Annotated in this window: 2 rRNA genes (1 of these 2 cut by a window edge); both read left to right on the forward strand. The window is 54.3% G+C overall.

What is annotated here, in order from left to right:
• Positions 1–1,894 (forward strand): 23S ribosomal RNA (locus tag ACZLIB_RS01800); it begins 986 nt to the left of the window's first position.
• Between the two features lie 127 nt (positions 1,895–2,021).
• A 5S ribosomal RNA gene (gene rrf, locus ACZLIB_RS01805) occupies positions 2,022–2,136 on the forward strand.
• Positions 2,137–2,500 lie beyond the last annotated feature (364 nt).

Raw genomic sequence — 2,500 nt, forward strand, 5'->3', positions numbered from 1 at the left:
TCCCAAATTCACTGCTAAGTGGAAAACCATGTGGAAAGGCACAGACAGCCAGGAGGTTGGCTTAGAAGCAGCCACCCTTTAAAGAAAGCGTAATAGCTCACTGGTCGAGTCGGTCTGCGGGGAAGATTTAACGGGGCTAAGCAGTGAACCGAAGCTTGGGGTGCATAACTTTGTTATGCGCGGTAGAGGAGCGTTCCGTAAGCCGTTGAAGGTGGATTGAGAAGTCTGCTGGAGGTATCGGAAGTGCGAATGCTGACATGAGTAACGATAATGCGGGTGAAAAACCCGCACGCCGAAAGCCCAAGGTTTCCTTGCGCAACGTTAATCGGCGCAGGGTGAGTCGGCCCCTAAGGCGAGGACGAAAGTCGTAGTCGATGGGAAGCAGGTTAATATTCCTGCACCTCGCGTAAGTGCGATGGAGGGACGGAGAAGGTTAGGTGTACCAGGCGTTGGTTGTCCTGGGGAAAGGCGGTAGGTTTGGATCTTTGGCAAATCCGGGATCCTTCAAGACCGAGCACCGAGACGAGCCTTTAAGGCGAAGTCACTGATACCACGCTTCCAGGAAAAGCTCCTAAGCTTCAGCTTACGCAGACCGTACCGTAAACCGACACAGGTGGGTAGGATGAGAATTCTCAGGCGCTTGAGAGAACTCGGGTGAAGGAACTAGGCAACATGGCACCGTAACTTCGGGAGAAGGTGCACCCTTTTTGGTGGCTCGTGCGAGCTATAGCTGAAGAGGGTCGCAGTAACCAGGCCGCTGCGACTGTTTATCAAAAACACAGCACTCTGCAAACACGAAAGTGGACGTATAGGGTGTGACGCCTGCCCGGTGCTGGAAGGTTAATTGATGGGGTCAGCCGCAAGGCGAAGCTCTTGATCGAAGCCCCAGTAAACGGCGGCCGTAACTATAACGGTCCTAAGGTAGCGAAATTCCTTGTCGGGTAAGTTCCGACCTGCACGAATGGCGTAACGACAGCGGCGCTGTCTCCACCCGAGACTCAGTGAAATTGAAATCGCTGTGAAGATGCAGCGTTCCCGTGGCAAGACGGAAAGACCCCGTGAACCTTTACTATAGCTTTACACTGAACGTTGAGTTCGTCTGTGTAGGATAGGTGGGAGGCTATGAAACTGTGGCGCTAGCTGCAGCGGAGCCATCCTTGAAATACCACCCTGTCGTGCTTGACGTTCTAACCTGGGCCCATTATCTGGGTCGGGGACCGTGTATGGTGGGTAGTTTGACTGGGGCGGTCTCCTCCTAAAGAGTAACGGAGGAGCTCGAAGGTACGCTCAGCGCGGTCGGACATCGCGCACTGTGTGCAAAGGCATAAGCGTGCTTGACTGCAAGATCGACGGATCAAGCAGGTAGGAAACTAGGACTTAGTGATCCGGTGGTTCTGTATGGAAGGGCCATCGCTCAACGGATAAAAGGTACTCCGGGGATAACAGGCTGATACCGCCCAAGAGTTCATATCGACGGCGGTGTTTGGCACCTCGATGTCGGCTCATCACATCCTGGGGCTGTAGTCGGTCCCAAGGGTATGGCTGTTCGCCATTTAAAGTGGTACGCGAGCTGGGTTCAGAACGTCGTGAGACAGTTCGGTCCCTATCTGCCATGGGCGTTGGAGATTTGAGAGGGGCTGCTCCTAGTACGAGAGGACCGGAGTGGACGAACCTCTGGTGTTCCGGTTGTCACGCCAGTGGCATTGCCGGGTAGCTATGTTCGGAAGCGATAACCGCTGAAAGCATCTAAGCGGGAAGCGCGCCTCAAGATGAGATCTCCCGGGGCACAAGCCCCCTGAAGGAACCATGTAGACTACGTGGTTGATAGGTCAGGTGTGTAAGTACAGCAATGTATTGAGCTAACTGATACTAATGATCCGAGAGGCTTGACCATATAACCTCAAGTTGCCTTGGCTTTACGACAGCGTCGTAAGAGCATCCAAGTGCACGCTACGTCACAAGAACTACGAGAGGCAGGCGCCTTATCCGGCTGTATCGGATGGCGACGCTCCAACCGCCTCCCTGGTGAAATTAGCGCTGTGGAACCACCCGATCCCATCCCGAACTCGGAAGTGAAACGCAGCTGCGCCGATGGTAGTGTGGCTCAAGCCATGCGAGAGTAGGTCATCGCCAGGGTTTACACCCGAGAACCCCGCTGCATGCGCAGCGGGGTTTTCCTTTTTTTGCAGGCACCCGGTTTCGACCTGGACTTGCGGCAACAACTTCACGAAGAGCTTCAAGTTCCTCAAACAAGTTGTTGACAAAGCTGAAAGGCCTGCCATAATAGGCGGCTCGCAACGACGAAAGGCCTTTGGGTCCAACGACGAAGCGGCATCGGCAACAACGTCCATTCCGGTGAGACGGCCTTGAAAAAAGGTGTTGACGAAGCGGAAAAGCCGGCTATAATGGGCGGCTCGCTACGAAGGAAACTTCGCAGCACACGGGAACGGCGCTGAGGCCACTTCCCAGGATCTTTGAAAGTATGCGCAGGTATCTTGTG

The organism is Stenotrophomonas sp. 220_Sma, from assembly GCF_056487375.1.